Below are 20,917 nucleotides of genomic sequence, written 5' to 3' on the forward strand. Positions count from 1 at the left end.
CGAGAGCCCGGCGGCGCTACGGCTTCGACCGTTCGGCCAGGGCACGGTACTCCGGGGAGCCGAGGAACCGCGGCAGCAGTAGCTCGGCGGTCACCCCCAGGTCGCGGGCGAGTGCCTCGTCCGGTGTGAGGAACACCATGGCCTGCCCCTCGCCGAGCACCACGTCGTCCTGGGTGGCGTCGGTCGGCCCGTAGAAGGCGTGCATCTCGACCTCGCCCTCGACGGTGGTGACCGACTGCCGGGTGGCGACGGTGAACGGCCGCAGCGCCCCGGCGTGCAGGCCGGTCTCCTCGAGGACCTCGCGCCGGGCCGCCTCCTGCGGCGACTCGCCGTCCTCGATCTTGCCGCCCGGGAACGCCCACTGGTTGGGCGACACCTTGGCGTGCCGGTCACGGTGCTGCATCAGGATGCGGCCCTGGGGGTCGACGAGGAACACGACGGCAACGCGGCGCTCGATCACGATTCGAACCTCACACCATGTAGCTTCTCACCCCTGGACGAAACTCAGCCGGACCTGGCGTGTGGAATTGTCGCCGTTCGGGTCGACCAGGCAGATCGACTGCCAGGTGCCCAGCGCGATCTTGCCGCCGATGACCGGCAGGGTGGCGTAGGGCGCCACGAAGGCCGGCATCACGTGGTCGCGGCCGTGCCCGGGGGAGCCGTGCCGGTGGGCCCAGCGGTCGTCGGCCGGCAGCACGTCGTCGAGGGCGCGCAGCAGGTCGTCGTCGCTGCCGGCGCCGGTCTCGATGATCGCCACGCCGGCGGTGGCGTGCGGGACGAAGACGTGCAGCAGCCCGTCGCCCTGCCCGGCCACGAACCGGGCCGCCTCTCGGTGATGTCGCGCACAACCGGCCGCGAGCCGGTCCGGACAGTAATCACCTCGGTACGCATCGGGTCAGTGTCGCAGGCGCGCTCGTGACGCGACCGCGCGCCTGGGATACTCGCGGTGTTGCCGTCAGTCAATAGCGGAACGCCACAGAAGTTACCGGCCGGTATCGTGTCGCGCGTCGCAGTTGACGTCCCGTAGGCGTGACGGACGGCACCGAAGCCAGGCAGGATGGACATTGGCTCAGCATTGGCCATGAACCATCGAGCCAGACCCTAGGCCACCCAGACCGGTCGCCGAGCCCGACGTCTCCGCCGAGCACCCCCCGGTCGCTAGCAACCCAGAAGGAACGCCTGTGTCCACCGAACGCAAGCGCCCGGTGATCAGCGACGGCCTACCGAGCCAGCTGCCCGACATCGACCCTGAGGAGACCACCGAGTGGGTCGAGTCGCTGGACGGTGTGATCGACGAGCGCGGCGCGAAGCGTGCGCGCTACGTCATGCTGCGTCTGCTGGAGCGGGCGCGGGAGCGACAGGTCGGGGTCCCGCCACTCACCACCACCGACTACATCAACACCATCCCGCCGGAGCGCGAGCCCTGGTTCCCGGGTAACGAGCACATCGAGCGGCGGATCCGGGCGTACATCCGGTGGAACGCCGCCATGCTCGTGCAGCGCGCGCAGCGTCCCGACGTGGGCGTCGGCGGCCACATCTCGACCTTCGCCAGCGCCGCGAGCCTGTACGAGGTCGGCTTCAACCACTTCTTCCGGGGCAAGGACCACGCCGGTGGCGGCGACCAGGTGTTCTTCCAGGGTCACGCCTCCCCGGGCATGTACGCCCGCGCCTTCATGGAGGGCCGGCTCAGCGAGCAGCAGCTCGACGGCTTCCGCCAGGAGCTGTCGCACCGGGGCCTCGGCGGCGGCCTGCCCAGCTACCCGCACCCGCGGCTCATGCCCGGCTTCTGGGAGTTCCCGACGGTCTCGATGGGCCTCGGCGGCATCAACGCCATCTACCAGGCCCGCTTCAACCGGTACCTGCACAACCGGGGCCTCAAGGACACCAGCGACCAGCACGTATGGGCGTTCCTCGGCGACGGCGAGATGGACGAGCCCGAGTCGATCGGCGCCATCGGCCTCGCGGCCCGCGAGGAGCTCGACAACCTCACCTTCGTGATCAACTGCAACCTGCAGCGCCTCGACGGCCCGGTGCGCGGCAACGGCAAGGTCATGCAGGAGCTGGAGGCCTTCTTCCGGGGCGCCGGCTGGAACGTGATCAAGGTCGTGTGGGGCCGCGAGTGGGACCCGCTGCTGGCCGCCGACACCGACGGCGCGCTGGTCAACCTCATGAACGTCACGCCCGACGGTGACTACCAGACGTACAAGGCCGAGTCCGGCGCCTACGTCCGTGAGCACTTCTTCGGCCGCGACCCCCGCACCCGCAAGATGGTCGAGCACCTCTCCGACGACGAGATCTGGAACCTCAAGCGCGGCGGGCACGACTACCGGAAGCTGTATGCGGCCTACAAGGCGGCCACCGAGCACACCGGCCAGCCGACGGTCATCCTGGCCAAGACCATCAAGGGCTGGACGCTGGGCTCCCACTTCGAGGGCCGCAACGCGACCCACCAGATGAAGAAGCTGACCCTGCAGGACGTCAAGGACTTCCGGGACCGGCTGTACCTCGACATCCCCGACAGCGCGATCGGCGACAACCCCTACGCGGTGCCGTACTACCGCCCGGACGACAAGTCCGAGGAGATGGAGTACATGCACGAGCGCCGGCGCGCCCTCGGCGGCTCGGTGCCCAACCGCCGCACCACCCACATCCCGCTGCAGCTGCCGGAGAGCTCGGTCTACGGCGACATCAAGCGCGGCTCGGGCAAGCAGAAGGTCGCCACCACGATGGCCTTCGTGCGCATGCTCAAGGACCTCATGCGGCACAAGGGCATGGGCAACCGCTGGGTGCCGGTCATCCCCGACGAGGCCCGCACCTTCGGCATGGACTCGCTGTTCCCGACGGCGAAGATCTACTCGCCGCACGGCCAGAACTACACGCCGGTCGACCGCGAGCTGTTCCTGTCGTACCGGGAGTCGACCTCGGGCCAGATCCTGCACGAGGGCATCAACGAGGCCGGCTCGGTCGCGTCGTTCACCGCCGCCGCGACCAGCTACGCGACGCACGGGCAACCGATCATCCCGGTGTACATCTTCTACTCGATGTTCGGCTTCCAGCGCACGGCCGACGGCATCTGGGCGGCCGCCGACCAGATGGCCCGCGGCTTCCTGCTCGGCGCCACCGCGGGGCGGACCACGCTCAACGGCGAGGGCCTGCAGCACGAGGACGGCCACTCGCTGCTCATCGCCGCGACCAACCCGGCCGTCGTGGCCTACGACCCGGCCTTCGCCTTCGAGATCGCGCACATCACCGAGAACGCCGTCAACCGCATGTACGGCGAGGCCCCCGAGGACCTCATCTACTACCTGACGGTCTACAACGAGCCGATCTTCCAGCCGGCCGAGCCCGAGAACCTCGACGTCGACGGCCTGCTGCGGGGCCTGTACCGGTACTCCCCGGCCCCGATCGCCGACGGCCCGAAGGCCCAGATCCTGGCCTCGGGCACGGGCATGCAGTGGGCGCTCAAGGCCCAGAAGCTCCTCGCCGAGGAGTGGGGCGTGGCCGCCGACGTCTGGTCGGCCACCTCCTGGATCGAGCTGCGCCGCGACGCGGTCCGCTGCGAGGAGCACAACCTGCTGAACCCGGCCGACGAGCCCCAGGTCCCGTTCGTGACCCGCGCCCTGCAGGACACCACGGGCCCGGTCGTCGCCGTGAGCGACTTCATGCGGGCGGTCCCGGACCTCATCGCCCAGTGGGTGCCGAACGACTACACCTCGCTCGGCACGGACGGCTTCGGCCTCTCCGACACCCGCCACGCCCTGCGCCGCCACTTCCACGTCGACGCCGAGTCGATCGTCGTGGCCACGCTGCGCCAGCTCGCCCGCCGCGGCGAGGTCCAGTCCTCGGCCCCGGCCGAGGCCTTCAAGAAGTACGCCATCGACGACGTGAACGCCGCCCCGGTCGGCGAGACCGGCGGCGACTCGTAGTAGCTGTTCGCAAGCAAAGGGGGGCCGCGCCGCGGCCCCCCTTTGCACATCTTCACGCCGTGCTCCTGATGTCCGACATGGACAGCTCCACGCCAATGGCCGGGTGGTCGACGCTGTCGGCCGGATCGCTGATCACCGTGATGCAGAGCTCCGTCGCGGCCAGCAGGACGAACCCGCGCACCGGCCGGCACTCCTCGGACCCGCTCCACCCCTTGGCCTCGCGCAGGTGCCGCCGCAGGCGCTCGGTGAGCACGGCGGCGGACTCGCCCGCGGCGCCGGTGATCCGGTAGTACGTCCAGCAGGCGTGCCCCGTCTGATCGCAGCCGTCCGGGCCGTCCGGGCCGCTGTCGCGGGTCGCGTCCATGCCGACGGGCAGCGGGAACAGTTCGTCCGGCGACGGCATGCCCGGCCCGAGGCCACCGAGGCAGCAACCGAACACCAGTACCCCAGTGGCGACCAGGGTCGCGGTCAGGCGCAGCCACAGCGGGCGGGCGTCCCCGGCCGCCGGGTCCCCGGGCGGCCGGGAAGGCCCGCCGATCACCATCCACAGCGGGCGGGTGCGACGCCCCCGGGACCACCAGGTCGCCGTCAGCAGCGCCAGCCCGCCGGCCAGGGGGTACCACACCAGGACCGACCAGGCGACCGACAGGGTCCGGTCACCCGGCTGCCCGGGCAGCGCCCACCAGATCGTCCCAATCGCGGCGAGCAAGACGAGCGCGACCGGCAACGCCGCCGCGCTGCGCGGCGCAAACAGGCACCACGCGGCCAACGGCACCCACGCGCAGGCCACGACGAGCACCGTGACATCGGACGACAGCCGCCACCCGACCGCCACTGCGACCGCAAGGCCAATCGCCGCAACGCCGATCCGCCACACCAACGGCTTCGCCATGCCGACCATGAAAGCAACCCCGACGCCCCCGCGTCGCCCCCCGACGACAAAAGGCCCACGACGGACGGCTCCCACCGATGCCCCACCAGCCCGGCACCATCTGCCTCGAACCCGTCGAGCACCTCGTCGCTCTGGCGGACCAATTCGTCAAACCCCAGCTGCGCCGCGTATGCCCCCTCCGGCCGCCGAGGCACATGCACGACAGCCGTGGTTGCCGGTCATCCTGATGCCTGGGCGCCCGCGCCGGCGCATTCACATGCCGATGAGCGCGTATTCACTGAAATGCTCCGCCGGTGGCGCGTTGGGATGGTGCGCGACCTTTCTCGGGCTTCGGCGGAATTGACCGCCGGCCGGACGTGGCAGCTTCAAGAACCGGCTGCGATACGCTGCCGATGAGCGCGGACGGCGGCCGATTGCGCGACGCGTTGCCGCACTGGCGGGCTGGCGTGACGGCGGCGGTGGTGTTGGTGTGCGACGGCCCGTGCGGGCGCGCCCGGACGCTGCGGCGCCGTCCTTCCGCTCCGGCGGTGCGGGATCGGCGTGGCCGGCGACGACCCGGTCGGCGGGGTGTTCGGCCTGTTCGGGCGGTAGCGTCGGCGGGACCGGCGCGGGGGCCGGGTCGGGCCGCTGATCGTCGGCCGCGGTCACCGGCGGGGCGCCACCATGGATGCGGCGTAGCTTCTGGGCGTGCCTCCGAGCAAGGCCCCACGCTCGATGCCGCTCATGTTCCCGACGGAACTGCTCCGTTGCCGGACAATACCGCCGAGACCTGGTTCGGTCACGCATGGCAGCCAATTCCGTGCGACTAAAGAATGACAGCTGCCCCATACGATTGATTATCCCAGCGCCCGCCCAGAATCGCCGCCCCGGACGGTAACGACAATGTCAAATGGTGCACGCTCATGCCGCCGTTGGTGCGCGGCGGCCGGTCAGCCTTAGTTACTGTGAGTAGCAAGCCTGTCGTGCCGAATTGAGTGTGTGTCCGATCCGCCGCTGCTGTCGCTGGATCGTGGGCTTCGATCGACAAGGACACCGGTGTCGGGCCGTCAGGGTACGAATGCGGTCGGCTGCCGATCGCGGCCGGTCCAGGGGCTGTGTCATGCGTGGGTGTCTGCGCCGTTGCCGTATGCTCCCGCCCTGCTATGACGGCGCGCCCGTATGGACGAGGAAACCGCATGACCGAGGCGATCGGACCCCAGACCCTTCACGTTCAGCACCCGCTGCTGCAATGCCGCTTCTGCACGTCCGTTCCGGCGGTCCAGGCCGGATACCAGGCCATTCAGAACGTCGCTGTCTGGTTCCGTATCACCACCGTGCAAGGCCCGTTCTGCAGAGACTGCGGAACGGCGGTCTTCCGCCACCTCCAGCAGAAGACCCTGACCCTGGGCTGGTACGGCATCCTCGCCCCATTTGCAGCGACCGTCCTGCTGCTCAACCTCATCCGCATGGACAAGGTAACCGGTTTGGCGGCGCCCGGCCCGGCGCCCGGTGCTGAACCGCGCCGATCAATGGATGTCGGCAAACCCCTGTTCGCACGCCCGAGGGCCATCATCGGCGTCGTCGTCCCGGCCGCCCTGCTGATCGCGCTGTTCATCCTGGGGCTGATCACCAGCCCTTCAGCCACGCCGGCCGGCTGAACAAGCCGGCGAGATCTGGAAAGGCTGGGCTCGGCCTATTGCGTGCCACGGGCATTGTTCGGATGCATGACTCGTTGCCCGGCGCGGCGTGTCAACTCGGAGTTGCCAGGAAGCTCAGGCAACCCTCGCGCTCGTCATGGCATGTCCGCGTTGGTACGTTTTCTTACCTAAAGCGCAGCGGGTGTCGACTGCTCAGGATGTCTACAGAAGCATGCTGCGTGAGGAGATCGGCCCCCGCGCTGCGGGCTGTTGGGGGTCAAGGGTTCGGGAAGGCTGTACCGCCTGGACGACGACCTCACGCACGACGAGACGATGATCGGTACGCCGGGCAGGCGGACGACGGACGAGTCGACCTGTACGCCGGGTTCTGTCCCTGCCTTGCGGCAAGGGGCGGCCATCCATCTCGGCCTGTCGTTGCCGGCAGGCTCTAGCGGTCTACCCGCAGGCATCGGGCGGGCCGCCCTCGATCGCCTGCGCAGGTCTGCCCGAAGGCGGACCCTTTTGACCTTGCTCCGGGTGGGGTTTACCGAGCCGCCCCGGTCGCCCGGGGCGCTGGTGGGCTCTTACCCCACCGTTTCACCCTTACCCGGGACGTGTGTCCCGGGCGGTCTGCTTTCTGTGGCACTGTCCCGCGGGTCGCCCCGGGTTGCCGTTAACAACCACCCTGCCCTGTGGAGCCCGGACGTTCCTCGGCGACACCCAGCAGGGTGCCGACGCGGCCGCCCGGTCGACTCGTCCGTCGCCTGACTATGGTAGTCAAACCATGAACCCCACCGACATCGCACTGCTGACCACGGCCGGGCTGGCTGCTGGGACCGTCAACGCGATCGCCGGGGGTGGGTCGCTGATCACGTTTCCGGCCCTGATCGCGACGGGGCTGCCGCCGGTGGCGGCCAACGTGACGAACACCACCGCGGTGTTCCCCGGGTATGCCTCGTCCGTCTACGGCAGCCGCACCGATCTCGCCGAGCTGGCCCGGGACGGGTCGCGGCGCCTGCTGGTCAGCCTGGCGCCGACGTCGATCGTGGCGGCCGCGCTCGGGTGCGCGCTGCTGTTGCTCACGCCGGCCAGGGCGTTCGACTTCGTGGTGCCGTTCCTGGTGCTGGGGGCGGCCGCGGTGCTGGGCTTCCAGGACCGGCTGCGGCGCCTCGTCGGCAATCCCCGGGAGATCTCGCCCCGGCGGCAGGCGCTCGGCCTGCACGCGATGGTGTTCTTCGGATCCCTGTACGGCGGATACTTCGGCGCCGCCCTCGGCGTCATGCTCGTCGCGGCGCTCGGGCTGGTGCTCGACCACTCCATGGCCCGGGTCAACGCGCTCAAGAACGTCATCTCGGCGATCGGCGGCATGGTCGGCGTGCTGGCGTTCGGGATCTTCGGGCCGGTCGACTGGGCCGACGTGGCGATCGTGGCGCCGGCGGCGGTGGTCGGTGGGTACGTCGGGGCAAGGCTGGCCCGCCGCCTGCCCAGCTCGGTGCTCAAGGCGCTCATCGTCGTCTTCGGCACCGTCGTGGGGCTGGTCCTGCTGTACCGGGCCTTCAGCTAAGGCAGCAGGTGCGCCGTCTCGTTCACCGAGCGCACCGCCACCCCGCCGTCCGGCCAGGAGTCCACCACGGAAACGCCGGCGGGGTCGAGGTACAGCCGGAACAGCAACGAGTCGCTCGCCCCCAACGCATCGCGCAGGAGCAGCTTGATCGGCGTCACGTGGCTGACGACGGCGATCTCCTGGCCGGCGTACGACTCCTGCAGGCGCCGCACGGCCCGCCGCACCCGCATGGCGACCTGCTGGAACGACTCGCCGCCGGGCGGGGCCACGGCCGTCGAGGCGAGCCAGCGGTCCTGCTCGGCGGCGTAGCGCTCGCGGACCTCGCTGTACGTGAGGCCCTCCCAGTCCCCGAAGTCGCACTCGATGAGGTCGTCGTCAACGACCAGTGGCACGTTGCCGCCGAGCGCGGCCGCGGTCTCCAGGCAGCGCTTCAGCGGGGAGCTGACGACGGCGGCCAGTTTGGGGGCCACCTGGCGGACCCGTAGCGCCGCCCGCGCCGCCTGCTCGTGCCCGGTGGCCGAGAGGGCAACGTCGCCGCGGCCGGAGTAGCGCTTCTCCGCCGTGTACTGGGTCTCGCCGTGGCGCAGCACCACCATCCGCAGCGGGGAACCGGTGGCCGGCGGGCTCCACGAACGCACGGGCTCCTCGGCGGCGGCGACCTTGCCGTCCATCGCCTCGTTGGCCAGCCGGTCGGCGTGCTTGTTCTGCTCGCGGGGGATCCAGGAGTACCGGATCCGGTTGAAGTCCTTGGCCAGCGCCCGGGCCTCCTCGGCCAGCGGGCGCAGGCCCGGGTGCTTGATCTGCCAGCGGCCCGACATCTGCTCGACGACGAGCTTGGAGTCCATCCGGACCTCGACCTCGTCGGCCCCCAGCTCGCCCGCGGCCTTGAGCCCGGCGATGAGCCCCGAGTACTCGGCGACGTTGTTGGTGGTCACGCCCAGCGCGCCGCGGCGCTCGGCGAGCACGGCGCCGGCCTCGTCGCGCACGACGGCGCCGTAGCCGGCCGGGCCGGGGTTGCCGCGCGAACCGCCGTCGGCCTCGACGCTCACCCGCATGCGGCTACAGCCCCGACTCGGCGGTGCGGACCAGGATGCGCCGGCACTCCTCGCAGCGCACGACCTCGTCCGGGGCGGCCGCCTTGACCCGGGCCCGCTCGCCGCCGGACAGCTCGATGCGGCAGCCCTCGCAGCGGCCGTGGCGCAGCATGGCCGCGCCGATGCCGCCGCTGGACTCGCGGATCTTGTCGTAGAGGCCGACGAGGTCGGCCGGCAGGTCGGCGGCGAGGGGACGGCGGCCGGACCGGCGGAACTCCTCGTCCTTGGCGATCGCGGCCAGGGCCTCCTCGCGGCGGAGCTCGGCCTCGGCCCGGGTGGTCCGGCGGGACTCCAGGGCGGTGACCACCTCGTCGAGGGCGGTCTGGGCGGTCTCGCGCTGCTCCATGAACTCCAGCTCGGCGTCCTCGAGCTCCGACTGGCGCCGGGTCAGGGTGGCGATCTCGTGCTGGAGGGCCTCCAGCTCGCGCGACGGGCCGGTGCCGGCGTCGAGGCGGGCCTGGTCCTTGTCCTTGCGGGCGCGGACCTGCTCGGCGTCGCGCTCGAGCCGCTCGATGTCGCGGTCGAGGTCGTCCACCGCCACCTGGGCCCGGACCCGGTTGTCCTCCATCGCGGAGAGCTCCCGGGCCAGCTTGTCGAGCTCGGCGTGCTCGGGGAGGGCCTTGCGCTTGTGTGCGAGCTGGGTCAGGGCGATGTCGATCGCCTGCAGGTCGAGCAGCCGGCGCTGAGCTTCCGGATCGGCCTTCACGAGTGCTTACCCTCCAACAGAACCCAGGGTGACGTGTCCACATCGGACACGATGGTCTGCACGCCGGCCTCGGCGCGCAGGAACGCCGCCACGTCGTCGAGCCACGGCCGCTCCGACGCCCAGTGCGTGACGTCGACCAGCGCCGGGCCGCCGCCGGCCAGGTGCTCCTGCGCCGGATGGTGGCGCAGATCCGCGGTCAAGTATGCGTCAACGCCGGCCCGCGTGGCGTCGGCCAGGAACGCGTCGCCGGCCCCGCCGGAGACCGCGACCGTGGCGACCAGGGCGTCCGGGTCGCCGGCCGCCCGCACCCCGGTGGCGGTGCGGGGCAGCCGGTCCGCGGCGTGCGCGGCGAACGCGGCCAGGGTCATCGGCTCGGCGAGCCGCCCGATGCGGCCGTGCCCGCGCTCCGGGGCGCGCGGGTCGGGCTGCAGCGGGCGCACGTCGAGCAGGCCGAGGGTCTCGGCCAGGACGTCGGACACGCCCGGGTTGGCCACGTCGCCGTTGGTGTGCGCGGTGTACAGCGCGATCCCGGCCCGGATCAGGCGGTGCACGATCCGGCCCTTGTAGGTCGTGGGCGCGACGCTGGACACCCCGCGCAGCAGCAGCGGGTGGTGGGTGAAGAGGAACTGGGCGCCGGCCGCCTCCGCCTCGTCGACGACCGCCGGATCGCAGTCGATGGCGAGCAGCACCTTGTCGACCTCCGCGTCCGGCTCGCCGAGGACGAACCCGACGCGGTCCCAGTCCTCGGCCCACGCCGGGGGGTACCGCTGCTCCAGCAACTTCACGAGTTCGGCGACGCGCACGGCGTAACGTTAGTCCACCGCCCCGTCGCCCGCGATGCGCTGGGCCTGCACGGACGGGTGCTGGTCGAGGACGTCCAGCGGAAGGTGCCACGGGAACTCGCTGCGGGTCTCACCCACCCCCGGCGGGTGCAGCTCGAGGACGTCGTCGCCGTAGAGGACGGTGACGCCCCAGCCGCGTAGCTTCTCGATCGATTCGCCGAAGGCGGGATGGGCGGCCATCGCGCGATTGGTGTACGGCACCGCCACGATCGGCAGGCCGAGCCCCAGCCCCTCGACGAGCAGGCCGAGGGCGAGCGTGTCGGCGATGCCGGCCGCCCACTTGTTGACGGTGTTGACGGTGGCGGGAGCGATGATCATCGCGTCGGCGGAGGGCAGCACGTCGGGTTCGCCCGGGTACTTGTACCGGTGCCGCACGGGATGACCCGTCTGCTTGACGAGGGTCGGGATGTCGAGCCACTTGAGGGCGTCCGGCGTGGCGACCACGCAGACGTCCCAGCCCCGCTCCTTCGCGAGCGAGACGAGCTTGCCGACGCTCTGGGTGGCTGGGGAGCCACACACGAGGGCATAGAGGACAGGTCCGGCCATGCGGGCATTGTGGCACCGCGTCCTGTCGCCATGTGCCCGGTGATTCAGACCCCCACACTCATGTGCTCGGCGAGCTCCACCACCGGGGCCGACGGCGCGCCCCGGGTGCGCCGCAGGACGTCGCTGAGCACCTCGCGGGCCAGCGGCCGGCAGCGAATCTCCGACGGGGCCAGCCGGTCGCCCTCCAGCAGCATGTCGCTTGCCCCGTCGATGTCGCCGATGAGCGCCCGGGCGCGGGCCTGGTCGAGGAAGTGGTGGGCCCGCCGCTCGGGCAGCAGGGCCTGGAACCCGGTCATGTCGAGGGTCTCGTGCATCTCGACGGCCAGCCGGCCCTCGCCCAGCTCGACCGCGGCGGCCGCCCGGTGCAGCTGCACGTTGGTCGGGCCGAAGCACGACCAGTAGTAGTTGGCGTCGCCGTCCAGCCCCTGGGCCGCCTCATCGGCCCCGGCCAGCAGGTCGCGCACGGTCGCGCTGTCGCCGATGCGAGCCGCGGCCATCGCGCCCTGCAGCAGCAGCTGCCCGTACACGGAGAGGCGCTCGGGGGTGGAGTCGTTGCCGTTGGTGCCGGGGGCGAGCCGGTTGGCGATGTTGACGTTGATCTCCAGCGCCGGCCGGGCCCGCCCGAGCGAGAGCAGGGCGCAGGCCACCCGGGTGGTCGCGGTGCCGGCCAGCAGCTGGTCGCCGGCCCGCTGGGACACGGCGATGGAGCGGTCGGCGGCGAGCCAGGACAGCTCGTGCTCGCCGAGCTTGCGCAGCGACGACGAGGCGATCTGGTAGACCTGCCCGAGCAGGTGGGCGGCCTCCTGGGCGTGGGGGCCGTCGCTGTAGGCGGTGTCGGCGGCCTGGGCCTCGCGCAGCAGGCGGGGCAGCGTGCGGGCCAGCATGCCGTACTTCGCGTGCTGGTAGCTCAGCCATGCGTGCGTGACGGCCTTGCGCATCTCCGGCAGCGGCGGCGGCTCCGGCGGGGCGTAGAAGAACGCGCTGATCTGGTCGTAGCGCTCCAGCGCGGCGCGGATCTCCTCGACCTCGACCTGGTCGACGCAGTTGACGCTGTCGGGCCGGCGCTCAGGGTCGCGGCCGAGCAGGATCTGTACGTCGAGCTGCAGCACGTCGGCGATCTCGTACACGACGGAGAACTTGTCCAGCCGCCGGACGCCGCGCTCGACCTTGTCCACCCAGCTCTTGGACTTGCCGAGCCGGTCAGCGAACACCTGCTGCGACATCTTGCGACGGTTGCGCCAGTACGCCACCCGCCGGCCGATGGGCAACTCATCCACGCCGGTCACCTCCGGAGGTCACCCGACCGGGAGAAATCGCACGATTTGTGCGGTCCACCCCAGTCGCTTGCTCGTACGTTCTGAAGTGCAAGTTGCATCCCCCGTCGCCATGGCCAACGACGCACAACGCGTCCGGTGACGCGACGTGGTTTCGTGCGCACTTTCGAGTGATCTCACCTGGCAGGAGACGGTCATGCTCTCGTGGGAACGGTCGCGACTCCGCAAGGCGGCGGCCCGATACGCCGCTCATGGCTGGCCGGTGCGGCCGGGCGCCTTCCTGGTCGGCGGGCGCGCCGGGCGCCGTTCGCGGCTGCGGCGCTTCGACTGCGGCACGCCCGGCTGCCGCACCGTGGCGTGCCACCCGGCCCCGCTGCCGATCGCCTTCTCCGAGGCTGCGGCGTCCGAGCGATGGCAGGAGCGGCCGTACACGGTCCTGCTGCCCACGGGTTACGCCTTCGACGTGCTGGAGGTCCCCGCCGCCCTGGGCCGCGCCGCGCTGCTCGGCGACGGCTTCGTGGCCGCCCGCGGCCCGGTCGCCGTGGCCCCCGGCGAGCGCTGGATGTTCCTGGTGCTGCCCGGCCACGGCGTGCTGCCCGAGCTGGCCGCCCACCCGGGCGTCCTGCTGCACGGCCAGGACTCGTGGGTCGCGGCGCCCCCGAGCCCGCAGTTCGGCGGGCGGATACGGTGGGAGCTGCCCCCGGAGGCGCACAACTGGCGCCCGGCCGAGCCCTACGCGGTGCAGGCGCTCATGCTCGACGCCATCGGGGCGGGCCCCATGGCCACGGCGAGCCGCCGCGCCACCTGGCGCGCTGCTGCCTGACTGCGTCGGGTTCATCACTACTGGCTCTTTCACCGCAAATTTTCACGTGCAGAATTCATGCCGGTGCCCAAAGTAGCGACGCGATGGCCCTGGGTCGACCCTAGTAATTCGAATGAAGTACTCAAGGATGGCGAGGGTACTTACTCATAAAGTGAAGTTGATCTACTCTATAGATCAACTTCGAGCCTGAGCGGCGAGCGGCTCCAGGCCGTTACGGTAGTTGACTCCGGCTTTTCATGAATGTTGCTCAGGTTCGCGTCCCTCGCCGGCCGTTGCTCCCGTCAGCGGGATCGGCGCGAAGCATCGTCGAGCCGGACCGGGCGCTCCTCGCGCTGCGGGCATTCGCCGGGCAGGAGCGACACCGGTGCGCCAGGAGCCGGTCACGGGGTCTCCCTGCCGGCTGCGTCCACGTCGTCGCCGAGCCGTCGCAGGGGCGTCGTGGACGCGCTGGCCGTGCGGGCGGGTCACATCACCGGGCTCGGGACCGGGCGTCCCCGGTGCAGTGCTGGGCGGGCCGGGTGGGCGGCCCGCCCGAGACGCCGGTGCCGAGCTACCGCTGCCCGGTCAGGCGGGCGAGGTCCTCGAAGTACGCCGGGTAGGTCTTCGCCACGCACCCCGGGTCGCGGATCTCGATGCCGGGCGCGCGCAGCCCCAGCAGCGCGAGGCTCATCGCCATGCGGTGGTCCTCGTAGGTGTCGAACGCCGTCGGCGCCGGCGTCCCCGGGTGGATGGTGAAGCCGTCCTCGTCCTCGACCGCGTCGATGCCGGCCCGGCGCAGCTCGGTGACGACCGCGGCGAGGCGGTCGGTCTCCTTGCGGCGGATGAAGCCGATGCCGGTGACCCGGGTGGGGGAGTCGGCGAACACGGCCACGGCGGCGAGCGTCTGCGCGGTGTCGGAGATGTCGGCCATGTCGACGTCGATGCCGTGCAACTGGCCGGTGCCGGTGACGGTGATGCGCTGCGCCGTCCGCTCCACCCGCGCGCCCATCTGCTCCAGCAGGTCGGCGAAGCGCACGTCGCCCTGCAGGCTGTGGGTGCCCAGCCCCTCGACCGTCACCCGGCCGCCGGTGATGGCCGCCGCGGCGAGCGGGTACGAGGCGGCGCTCGCGTCGGGTTCGATGTCGTAGGCAGTGGCGCGGTACGACTGCGGCCGCACCGACAGGCCCTCGACGGTCACGCCGAACGCGGCCATCACGGCGGCGGTCATCTCGACGTAGGGCACCGAGACCAGTGGCGAGGTGAGCTCGACGCTGAGCCCGTCGGCCATCAGCGGCCCGGCCATCAGCAACCCCGAGAGGTACTGGCTGGAGATGTGTCCCGGCAGGGCCACCTTCCCGCCGGCCACCGGCCCGGTCACGGCCACCGGCAGGTACCCGGGCTGGCCCAGGTCCTCGACCGCCGCACCCAGCTCGCGCACGGCGTCGATGAGCGGCCCGAACGGCCGGGCGCGCAGCTGCGGGCTGCCGTCGACGATGCCCCGGGCCGGGCGCAGCGCCGCCGCCGGGAGCACGAACCGCGACGTCGCGCCGGACTTGCGGGCGTCGATGCGCACCTCGCCGGTCGCGGTGCGCGGGTCGACGCCGTCCACGAGCACCGTCCGGGCGGCCTCGTCGACCGTCAGCGTCGCGCCGAGCGCCCGCACGGTGTCGAGCATCGCGTAGGTGTCGTCGGCGAACAGCACGCCCGTCAGCGTGCTGCGCCCGGGCGCCATGGCGGCGACGATCAGCGCCCGGTTGGTGATGCTCTTCGAGCCGGGGGGTCGCAGGGTGGCATCGGGCGGCATCGCCGGCGGCGTGACGGCGAGGACGTCGGGCAGGTCATCGGCATGGAGGCTCACCGTTCAATTGTCCCGCGGGTCGCCGCCCACCCCGCACGAGGGCCCGGCGCCGCCGTTTCGGCAGGGCCGCCATCGGTACTTCGTGCGGCGGGCTGACCGCACACCTTCCAGAACCACGTCCCGTACCGGGGCTCGACCACCCCGGCACGGGCCGGTCGTGAGCCCGTCGCGCGTGCGGCCGGGCGGGTCCGGCGGGACATGAGCAGCGTGGCGGCGGCCGTGAACCGATCGCGCGTGCGGCCCGGCGAGGTTGACGACGGGCCGGCCAGCACGAGGGCCGGTGCGTGCCGTCGCGGATGTCCGGCGACCTCCCCGGCGGCCACCTCGGTGCGCCGGCCTCCGGTCAGGTGTCCGGCGATGTCGCCCGGGCCGGCGAACCCCGCGTGCGTCGCGAGGGCGCTCTGCGGGACGGGCGCGGATCCGGTCCGGCCGAGGCTCCGGCGGCCGGAGTTGTCCACCGTGGACGATGCTCGTTCGCCGCTGAACGAGGGCGAGGTGGGGTCGACCGGACGACTCGAATGTGTTTCCTCCGTTCGGCTCACCCTCGGGTGATGGTGACCACAGGCCGCCACGACATTCCCACCCCGGACAAGGCACTGACGATTCGCCCATGATCGCGCGATGCCTTGCCGTACAACGGAATCGACGCCCGCCAACCGGCACTGGGCGCCCCCGCAGCGGCGACGGCGGGTGTCGGCGACCGGTGTCGGCCGATTGCGTCTACTGTGGAATCGGGACCAGCTATTTGCCGGTTTCGGTGGCGCGTGTTTCATTTGCGGTGCACAGTGATGTCATGAGCAGCAGCGGTGCTGAGCGGTACTACTGGTGCCTTTCTCACCAAAGGGTCGAGTCCGAGGCCAACATGTGCCCGGGGAGAGATCGCCTCGGACCCTATGATTCGGCGGCGGAAGCCGAGCAGGCACTAGCCAAAGTCCAGGAACGCAACGAGGCGTGGGACGCCGAAGACGAACGGTGGGAAGGCGAGCACTAGCAAGAACGCCAGAGCCAGGGCGACCGCGAACCGCCCCGGCCCCGGCCCGAAAAGCCCGGAACCCGTCCACCCGCACAACCCAACCGCGAATATCCCGCAGGATGCGGGAGAACTCCTCCAGGAGGACCACGATGGCCGCAGCTAAGAAGGCCACCACGAGATCGGCCGCAGCGCGCGCGGCCGCGACGACCGCGGAGGTCTCGACCCCCGTGACGACCGACCGGGCCCCCGCCAAGGCCCGCAGGACGGTCGCGGCCGGCACCCCCCGCCGCACGGCGACCGCCACCGTGACCCCGGCCGACACCACGGCCGCCACGGACACCGCCGGCAAGACGACCGCCGCCAAGCCGGCGGCCCGCAAGACGACCGCCGCGAAGACCACCCCGGCCGCCAAGTCGGCCCGCCCCGCCGCCCGTAAGACGGCGACGGCCGCGGCCACCCCGGCGGCGGCCGAGACCGCGACGGCGTCGAAGGCGGCCCGTCCGGCGGCGCGTAAGACGGCGGCGAAGTCGGCTACCCCGGCGGCGGCCGAGACCGCGACGGCGTCGAAGGCGGCCCGCCCGGCCGCGCGTAAGACGGCGGCGAAGTCGGCCACTCCGGCGGCGGCCGAGACCGCGACGGCGTCGAAGGCGGCCCGCCCGGCGGCCCGCAAGACGGCGACGAAGTCGGCCACTCCGGCGGCGGCCGAGACCACGACGGCGTCGAAGGCGGCCCGCCCGGCGGCACGTAAGACGGCGGCGAAGTCGGCCACCACGGCGACCCCCGCCGCCAAGAAGACGGCGGCCGCGGCGAAGACCGCCACCCCGGCGGCGAAGCGGACCACGGCCGCGGCGACGAAGGCGGCCACCCCGGCCGCGAAGTCCACCACCAAGCCGGCGACCCCGGCGGCCAAGTCGACTGCGGCGAAGTCCACCGCGGCGAAGTCGACGGCGGCGAAGAAGACCGCCGCGGCGAAGAGCACCCCGGCGGCGAAGAGCACGGCGGTCAAGGCGGCGGCGAAGAAGACCGCCGCCGCGAAGACCACCGCGGCGAAGTCGACCACCACGGCGGCGGCCAAGAAGACCGCGGCCACCCCGGCGACGAAGACCGCGGCCGCCAAGAAGACCGCGACGGCCAAGGCCACCCCGGCCAAGGCGTCCGCGGCCAAGAAGACGGCGACGGCGAAGGCCACCCCGGCCAAGGCGTCGGCGGCCAAGAAGACCGCGACGGCCAAGGCCACCCCGGCCAAGGCGACCGCCACGAAGGCGGCGGCCAAGGTCACCAAGGCGGCCCCCGCCAAGACCGCGGCGAAGTCCACCGCGGCGAAGTCCACGGCCACCAAGGCGACGGCTGCCAAGTCCACGGCGGCGAAGGCGACGGCGGCGAAGAAGACGACCACGACCAAGGCCACCGCGGCCAAGACCGCCAAGGCCGCTCCGTCGAAGGTCACCGCCTCGAAGGCCACCGCCACCAAGGCTACCGCCGCCAAGACCGCCGCGAAGTCCGCTCCGGCGAAGACGGCCACCAAGGCCGCCGCGAAGACGGCCGCGGCTAAGGCGGCCCCGGCCAAGACCGCCACCAAGGCGACGGCCACGAAGGCGGCCGCCGCGAAGGCGACGGCCACCAGGGCGGCGGCCACGAAGGCGACCGCGGCGAAGACGGCGGCGAAGGCGGCCCCCGCCAAGACCGCCGCCAAGTCCACGGCGGCCAAGAAGACGGCGACCACGGCCAAGGCCACCCCGGCCAAGACCGCCAAGGCCACCGCGACGAAGGCCGCCGCGGCGAAGACGGCCACCAAGGCCACGGCCAAGGCGACCCCGGCGAAGACGGCCACCAAGGCCGCCACCCCGGCCAAGACCGCCGCGACCAAGGCCACCGGCACCAGGGCCACCGCGGCCAGGACGGCGGCGACCAAGGCCACCGCGACCAAGGCCACCGCCGCGAAGACCACGGCGACGAAGGCCACCGCGACCAAGGCAGCGACCAAGGCAGCGGCGACCAAGACGGCCGCGACCACGGCCACCGCGACGAAGGCCACCGCGACGAAGACGGCGGCGACGAAGACGGCGGCCACGAAGGCCACGCCGGCGAAGTCCGCCGCGAAGGCGACCGCGGCCAAGTCCGCCCCGGCCAAGACGGCCACCAAGGCCGTCACCCCGGCCAAGACCGCAGCCCCGGCCAAGGCCGCGACGAAGTCCACCGCCGCGAAGTCCACGGCGGCCAAGAGGACGGCGGCGAGGAAGACGGCCGCCAAGTCCACGGCGGCCGAGGCCACGGTCGCCGAGACCACGACCCCGGCCGTCACCCCGGAGACGGCGCAGACGCCGGAGACGGTGGAGACGGCGGCCGTGACCCCGCCGGCGGCGGAGTCGGCCGAGCCGGCCACGCCCGCCGCGGTCGTCGCCGAGGGCGGCCTGGACGCCGGCACGGCGGTCGAGGAGTCCGCGTCCGCCACCCCGTCGGGTCAGGCCACGGAGGCCATCCCGGGCCGCGAGAACGGCAACAACGTGGAGGAAGCCGCGAGCATGACCCCGGAGGACTGGGCGACCCTGGCCCGTCCGTAACACCGAGCAAGCCCGACCGAATCGAGCGAACCAGCGGCCGGCCGTCCCACAACGGGGCGGCCGGCCGTTGCGCGACCACCCTCGGGGGAGAGGACAGGCCGTTCGCCGGAGGGCGAAGGTGAGGCGGGCTGGTAAGACTGAGCCGTGACCGCACGCCGTGTTCTCGCCCCGCGCATCGACTTCAGTGCGCTGCGCCACGAGCTCCAACTGCCCGACCGGTTCCCCGACGAGGCCCAGAAGGAGGCCGAGGCGGCAGCCGGCAACTCGTTCGGCGACCGGGAGGACCGGACCGACCTCGAGTTCGTCACCATCGACCCGCCGACGTCCAAGGACCTCGACCAGGCGCTGTTGCTGCAGCGGCGCGACGGCGGGTACCGCGTCCACTATGCGATCGCCGACGTCGCGGCCTTCGTGGTGCCGGGCGGGGCGCTGGAGAAGGCGACGTGGGAGCGGGGGCAGACGGTGTACCTGCCCGACGGCAAGGTGCCGCTGCACCCCCAGGTGCTGAGCGAGGGCGCGGCCAGCCTCCTGCCCGACCGCACCCGCCCCGCCGTGCTGTGGACGATCGACCTCGACGCGCAGGGGGCGACCACCGGGGCCGCGGTGGGCCGGGCGCTGGTGCGCAGCCGGGCCAAGCTCAACTACGAGGCGGTGCAGCAGGACGCCGAGCAGGGAAGGCTGCACCCGTCGGTCGCGCTGCTGCCCGAGGTGGGCAAGCTGCTGGTCGACCTGGGGCTGGCGCGCGGGGCGGTGAACCTGCCGATGCCCGAGCAGGACGTGGAGCCGGACGGGGACGAGTGGAAGCTCACCCTGCGCGGGCCGGTCGCCGTCGAGGAGTACAACGCGCAGATCTCGCTGCTCACCGGCATGGCGGCGGCGCGCATCATGCTCGGTGGCGGGGTCGGGCTGCTGCGCACGATGCCGCCGCCGGCGCCCGAGACCGTCGCGGCGCTGCGGGTGGCGGCGAAGGCTCTCGGCGTACCGTGGCCGGACAATGCCACGCCGGGGCAGGTCATCGCGTCGCTCGACCCCGGCCAGCCGCGGGCGGCGGCGTTGCTCGACCGGGCGGCCGAGATGATGCGGGGGGCCGGCTACACGCCCTTCGACGGCGGCCCGCCCGAGCAGCCGCTGCACGCCGCCGTCGCGGCGCCGTACGCGCACGTCACCGCCCCGCTGCGCCGCCTGGCCGACCGGTACGTCACCGAGGTCTGCCTGGCCCTGCACGCCGGCGTGGAGGTGCCCTCGTGGGCGCGGGCCGCGCTGCCCCGGCTGCCCGAGGTGATGACCCGCACCGGCCGGGTGGCGGGCGCGGCCGAGCGGGGCGCGGTCGACTTCGTCGAGGCGGTCCTGCTGCAGCACCGGATCGGCGAGACGTTCGAGGCCGCCGTGCTCGACGTCGACCCGGCCAAGCACCGGGCGGACATCGCGATCGACGACCCGCCGGTCCGGGCGCGCTGCGAGGGTGACGGGCTCCCGCTGGGTGAGCGGACCGAGGTTCGGCTCACGGAAGCCGACCCGGCCAGGCGGCGGGTGGTGTTCCAGGGGGTACAACAGTAGGCATGACCTACGACCAGAGCGCGCTGCCCGACGTCACGGGCCTGTCCGTCGGCATCATCGGCGGCACCGGCCCGCAGGGGCGCGGCCTCGCATACCGTTTCGCCCGGGCCGGCCAGCGGGTCCTCGTCGGGTCCCGGTCCACCGAGCGCGGCCGGCACGCGGCCCAGGAGCTGCGGGAGATGCCCGGGGTCGGGCCGGACGTCGTGGACGGCGGGGACAACGCGTTCGCGGCCGGGGCCGACGTCGTCATCGTGGCGGTGCCGTGGGAGGGGCACGCGGGGATCGTGGCCGAGCTGGCGCCGCTGCTCATCGGGGGCAAGATCGTCGTGGACTGCGTCAACCCGCTCGGCTTCGACAAGCAGGGGCCTTACCCGCTGCGCGTCACGGAGGGCAGCGCCGCCGAGCAGGCCGCCGCCCTGCTGCCCGAGGCCCGGGTGTGCGCGGCGTTCCATCACGTCAGCGCGGTGCTGCTGGCCGATCCCGAGGTGGACGCGGTGGACCTCGACGTGCTCGTGCTGGGCGACGACCGGGACGCGGCCCTGCAGGTGCAGGCCCTCGCCGCGCGGATCAGCGGGATGCGGGGCGTGTTCGCGGGGCGGCTGCGCAACGCGGGGCAGATCGAGGCGTTCACGGCGAACCTGATCGCCATCAACAAGCGGTACAAGGCGCACGCCGGGATCCGGGTGACGGACCTGTGAGCGTGGCC

The 20,917-nt window shown here is 72.4% G+C and carries 15 protein-coding genes, 1 other RNA gene and 1 pseudogene; 7 read left to right on the top strand and 10 right to left on the bottom strand.

The window, feature by feature from the left end; all coding sequences use genetic code 11:
• Positions 1-16: 16 nt before the first annotated feature.
• Positions 17-460 (bottom strand): NUDIX hydrolase, encoded by a 444-nt coding sequence (locus AB0M46_RS26600; RefSeq protein WP_363340103.1) that lies wholly within the window; start codon positions 458-460, stop codon positions 17-19.
• Positions 461-487: 27 nt separating this feature from the next.
• Positions 488-891 (bottom strand): annotated as a pseudogene (locus tag AB0M46_RS26605) (YjbQ family protein).
• Positions 892-1,181: 290 nt separating this feature from the next.
• Between AB0M46_RS26605 and aceE the strand changes: the two are divergent.
• Complete coding sequence (gene aceE, locus AB0M46_RS26610; protein ID WP_363340105.1) at positions 1,182-3,926, top strand: pyruvate dehydrogenase (acetyl-transferring), homodimeric type; 2,745 nt, start codon at positions 1,182-1,184, stop codon at positions 3,924-3,926.
• Positions 3,927-3,978: 52 nt separating this feature from the next.
• On the opposite strand, the gene AB0M46_RS26615 is transcribed toward aceE, so the two are convergent.
• Entirely contained in the window at positions 3,979-4,818 is an 840-nt protein-coding gene (locus AB0M46_RS26615; protein WP_363340107.1) for a hypothetical protein, read from the bottom strand.
• A gap of 1,175 nt (positions 4,819-5,993) precedes the next feature.
• Between AB0M46_RS26615 and AB0M46_RS26620 the strand changes: the two genes are divergently transcribed.
• Positions 5,994-6,455 carry a hypothetical protein gene (locus AB0M46_RS26620; RefSeq protein ID WP_363340109.1) on the top strand — a complete coding sequence of 154 codons (462 nt, stop codon included), beginning with the start codon at positions 5,994-5,996 and terminating at the stop codon, positions 6,453-6,455.
• Between the two features lie 340 nt (positions 6,456-6,795).
• Here AB0M46_RS26620 and rnpB read toward each other — a convergent pair.
• An RNA gene (gene rnpB / locus AB0M46_RS26625) (RNase P RNA component class A) lies at positions 6,796-7,190 on the bottom strand.
• Positions 7,191-7,218: 28 nt separating this feature from the next.
• Between rnpB and AB0M46_RS26630 the strand changes: the two genes are divergently transcribed.
• Positions 7,219-7,998, top strand: coding sequence for a sulfite exporter TauE/SafE family protein (locus tag AB0M46_RS26630; RefSeq protein ID WP_363340111.1), 780 nt, complete (start codon positions 7,219-7,221; stop codon positions 7,996-7,998).
• Here AB0M46_RS26630 and AB0M46_RS26635 read toward each other — a convergent pair.
• From AB0M46_RS26635 to AB0M46_RS26655, 5 genes are read right to left on the bottom strand one after another with little or no spacing between them, the layout of a single operon-like run.
• Positions 7,995-9,053, bottom strand: coding sequence for a histidine phosphatase family protein (locus tag AB0M46_RS26635; protein ID WP_363340113.1), 1,059 nt, complete (start codon positions 9,051-9,053; stop codon positions 7,995-7,997). The genes AB0M46_RS26630 and AB0M46_RS26635 overlap by 4 nt on opposite strands.
• A 4-nt stretch (positions 9,054-9,057) precedes the next feature.
• Positions 9,058-9,798, bottom strand: a complete 741-nt coding sequence (locus tag AB0M46_RS26640; protein ID WP_363340115.1) for a C4-type zinc ribbon domain-containing protein — start codon at positions 9,796-9,798, stop codon at positions 9,058-9,060.
• Positions 9,795-10,601, bottom strand: coding sequence for a Nif3-like dinuclear metal center hexameric protein (locus AB0M46_RS26645; protein WP_363340117.1), 807 nt, complete (start codon positions 10,599-10,601; stop codon positions 9,795-9,797). The genes AB0M46_RS26640 and AB0M46_RS26645 overlap by 4 nt, the downstream gene beginning before the upstream one ends.
• Positions 10,602-10,610: 9 nt before the next feature.
• A complete protein-coding gene (locus AB0M46_RS26650; RefSeq protein WP_363340119.1) occupies positions 10,611-11,186 on the bottom strand; it encodes a flavoprotein in 576 nt (191 codons plus the stop codon).
• A gap of 44 nt (positions 11,187-11,230) precedes the next feature.
• Positions 11,231-12,463, bottom strand: coding sequence for a helix-turn-helix domain-containing protein (locus tag AB0M46_RS26655; protein ID WP_363340121.1), 1,233 nt, complete (start codon positions 12,461-12,463; stop codon positions 11,231-11,233).
• Between the two features lie 193 nt (positions 12,464-12,656).
• Between AB0M46_RS26655 and AB0M46_RS26660 the strand changes: the two genes are divergently transcribed.
• Positions 12,657-13,283, top strand: a complete 627-nt coding sequence (locus AB0M46_RS26660) for a bifunctional DNA primase/polymerase (RefSeq protein ID WP_363340123.1) — start codon at positions 12,657-12,659, stop codon at positions 13,281-13,283.
• 550 nt (positions 13,284-13,833) lie between these two features.
• Here AB0M46_RS26660 and aroA read toward each other — a convergent pair.
• Positions 13,834-15,120 carry a 3-phosphoshikimate 1-carboxyvinyltransferase gene (aroA, locus tag AB0M46_RS26665; RefSeq protein WP_363340125.1) on the bottom strand — a complete coding sequence of 429 codons (1,287 nt, stop codon included), beginning with the start codon at positions 15,118-15,120 and terminating at the stop codon, positions 13,834-13,836.
• A 1,122-nt stretch (positions 15,121-16,242) separates the two neighbouring features.
• On the opposite strand from aroA, the gene AB0M46_RS26670 reads away from it, so the two are divergent.
• The 3 genes from AB0M46_RS26670 to npdG all read left to right on the top strand — a co-directional run bounded on the left by AB0M46_RS26670 (position 16,243) and on the right by npdG (position 20,909).
• Positions 16,243-18,654, top strand: coding sequence for a hypothetical protein (locus AB0M46_RS26670; protein ID WP_363340127.1), 2,412 nt, complete (start codon positions 16,243-16,245; stop codon positions 18,652-18,654).
• Positions 18,655-18,798: 144 nt separating this feature from the next.
• Positions 18,799-20,211, top strand: coding sequence for an RNB domain-containing ribonuclease (locus AB0M46_RS26675; RefSeq protein ID WP_363340129.1), 1,413 nt, complete (start codon positions 18,799-18,801; stop codon positions 20,209-20,211).
• Positions 20,212-20,213: 2 nt separating this feature from the next.
• Positions 20,214-20,909: an NADPH-dependent F420 reductase gene (gene npdG, locus AB0M46_RS26680; protein ID WP_363340131.1), complete on the top strand. Its 696-nt coding sequence runs from the start codon at positions 20,214-20,216 to the stop codon at positions 20,907-20,909.
• Positions 20,910-20,917: the final 8 nt, after the last annotated feature.

This window comes from Dactylosporangium sp. NPDC051485 (genome assembly GCF_040682015.1).
GTDB lineage: Bacteria > Actinomycetota > Actinomycetes > Mycobacteriales > Micromonosporaceae > Dactylosporangium.

Excerpts from the sequence above, each read along its gene's own strand:
- AB0M46_RS26615 (WP_363340107.1), bottom strand. The coding sequence starts at position 4,818 with ATGGCGAAGCCGTTGGTGTGGCGGATCGGCGTTGCGGCGATTGGCCTT.
- AB0M46_RS26650 (WP_363340119.1), bottom strand. The coding sequence starts at position 11,186 with ATGGCCGGACCTGTCCTCTATGCCCTCGTGTGTGGCTCCCCAGCCACC.
- AB0M46_RS26635 (WP_363340113.1), bottom strand. The coding sequence starts at position 9,053 with ATGCGGGTGAGCGTCGAGGCCGACGGCGGTTCGCGCGGCAACCCCGGC.
- AB0M46_RS26670 (WP_363340127.1), top strand. The coding sequence starts at position 16,243 with ATGGCCGCAGCTAAGAAGGCCACCACGAGATCGGCCGCAGCGCGCGCG.
- npdG (WP_363340131.1), top strand. The coding sequence starts at position 20,214 with ATGACCTACGACCAGAGCGCGCTGCCCGACGTCACGGGCCTGTCCGTC.
- AB0M46_RS26620 (WP_363340109.1), top strand. The coding sequence starts at position 5,994 with ATGACCGAGGCGATCGGACCCCAGACCCTTCACGTTCAGCACCCGCTG.
- AB0M46_RS26630 (WP_363340111.1), top strand. The coding sequence starts at position 7,219 with ATGAACCCCACCGACATCGCACTGCTGACCACGGCCGGGCTGGCTGCT.
- AB0M46_RS26660 (WP_363340123.1), top strand. The coding sequence starts at position 12,657 with ATGCTCTCGTGGGAACGGTCGCGACTCCGCAAGGCGGCGGCCCGATAC.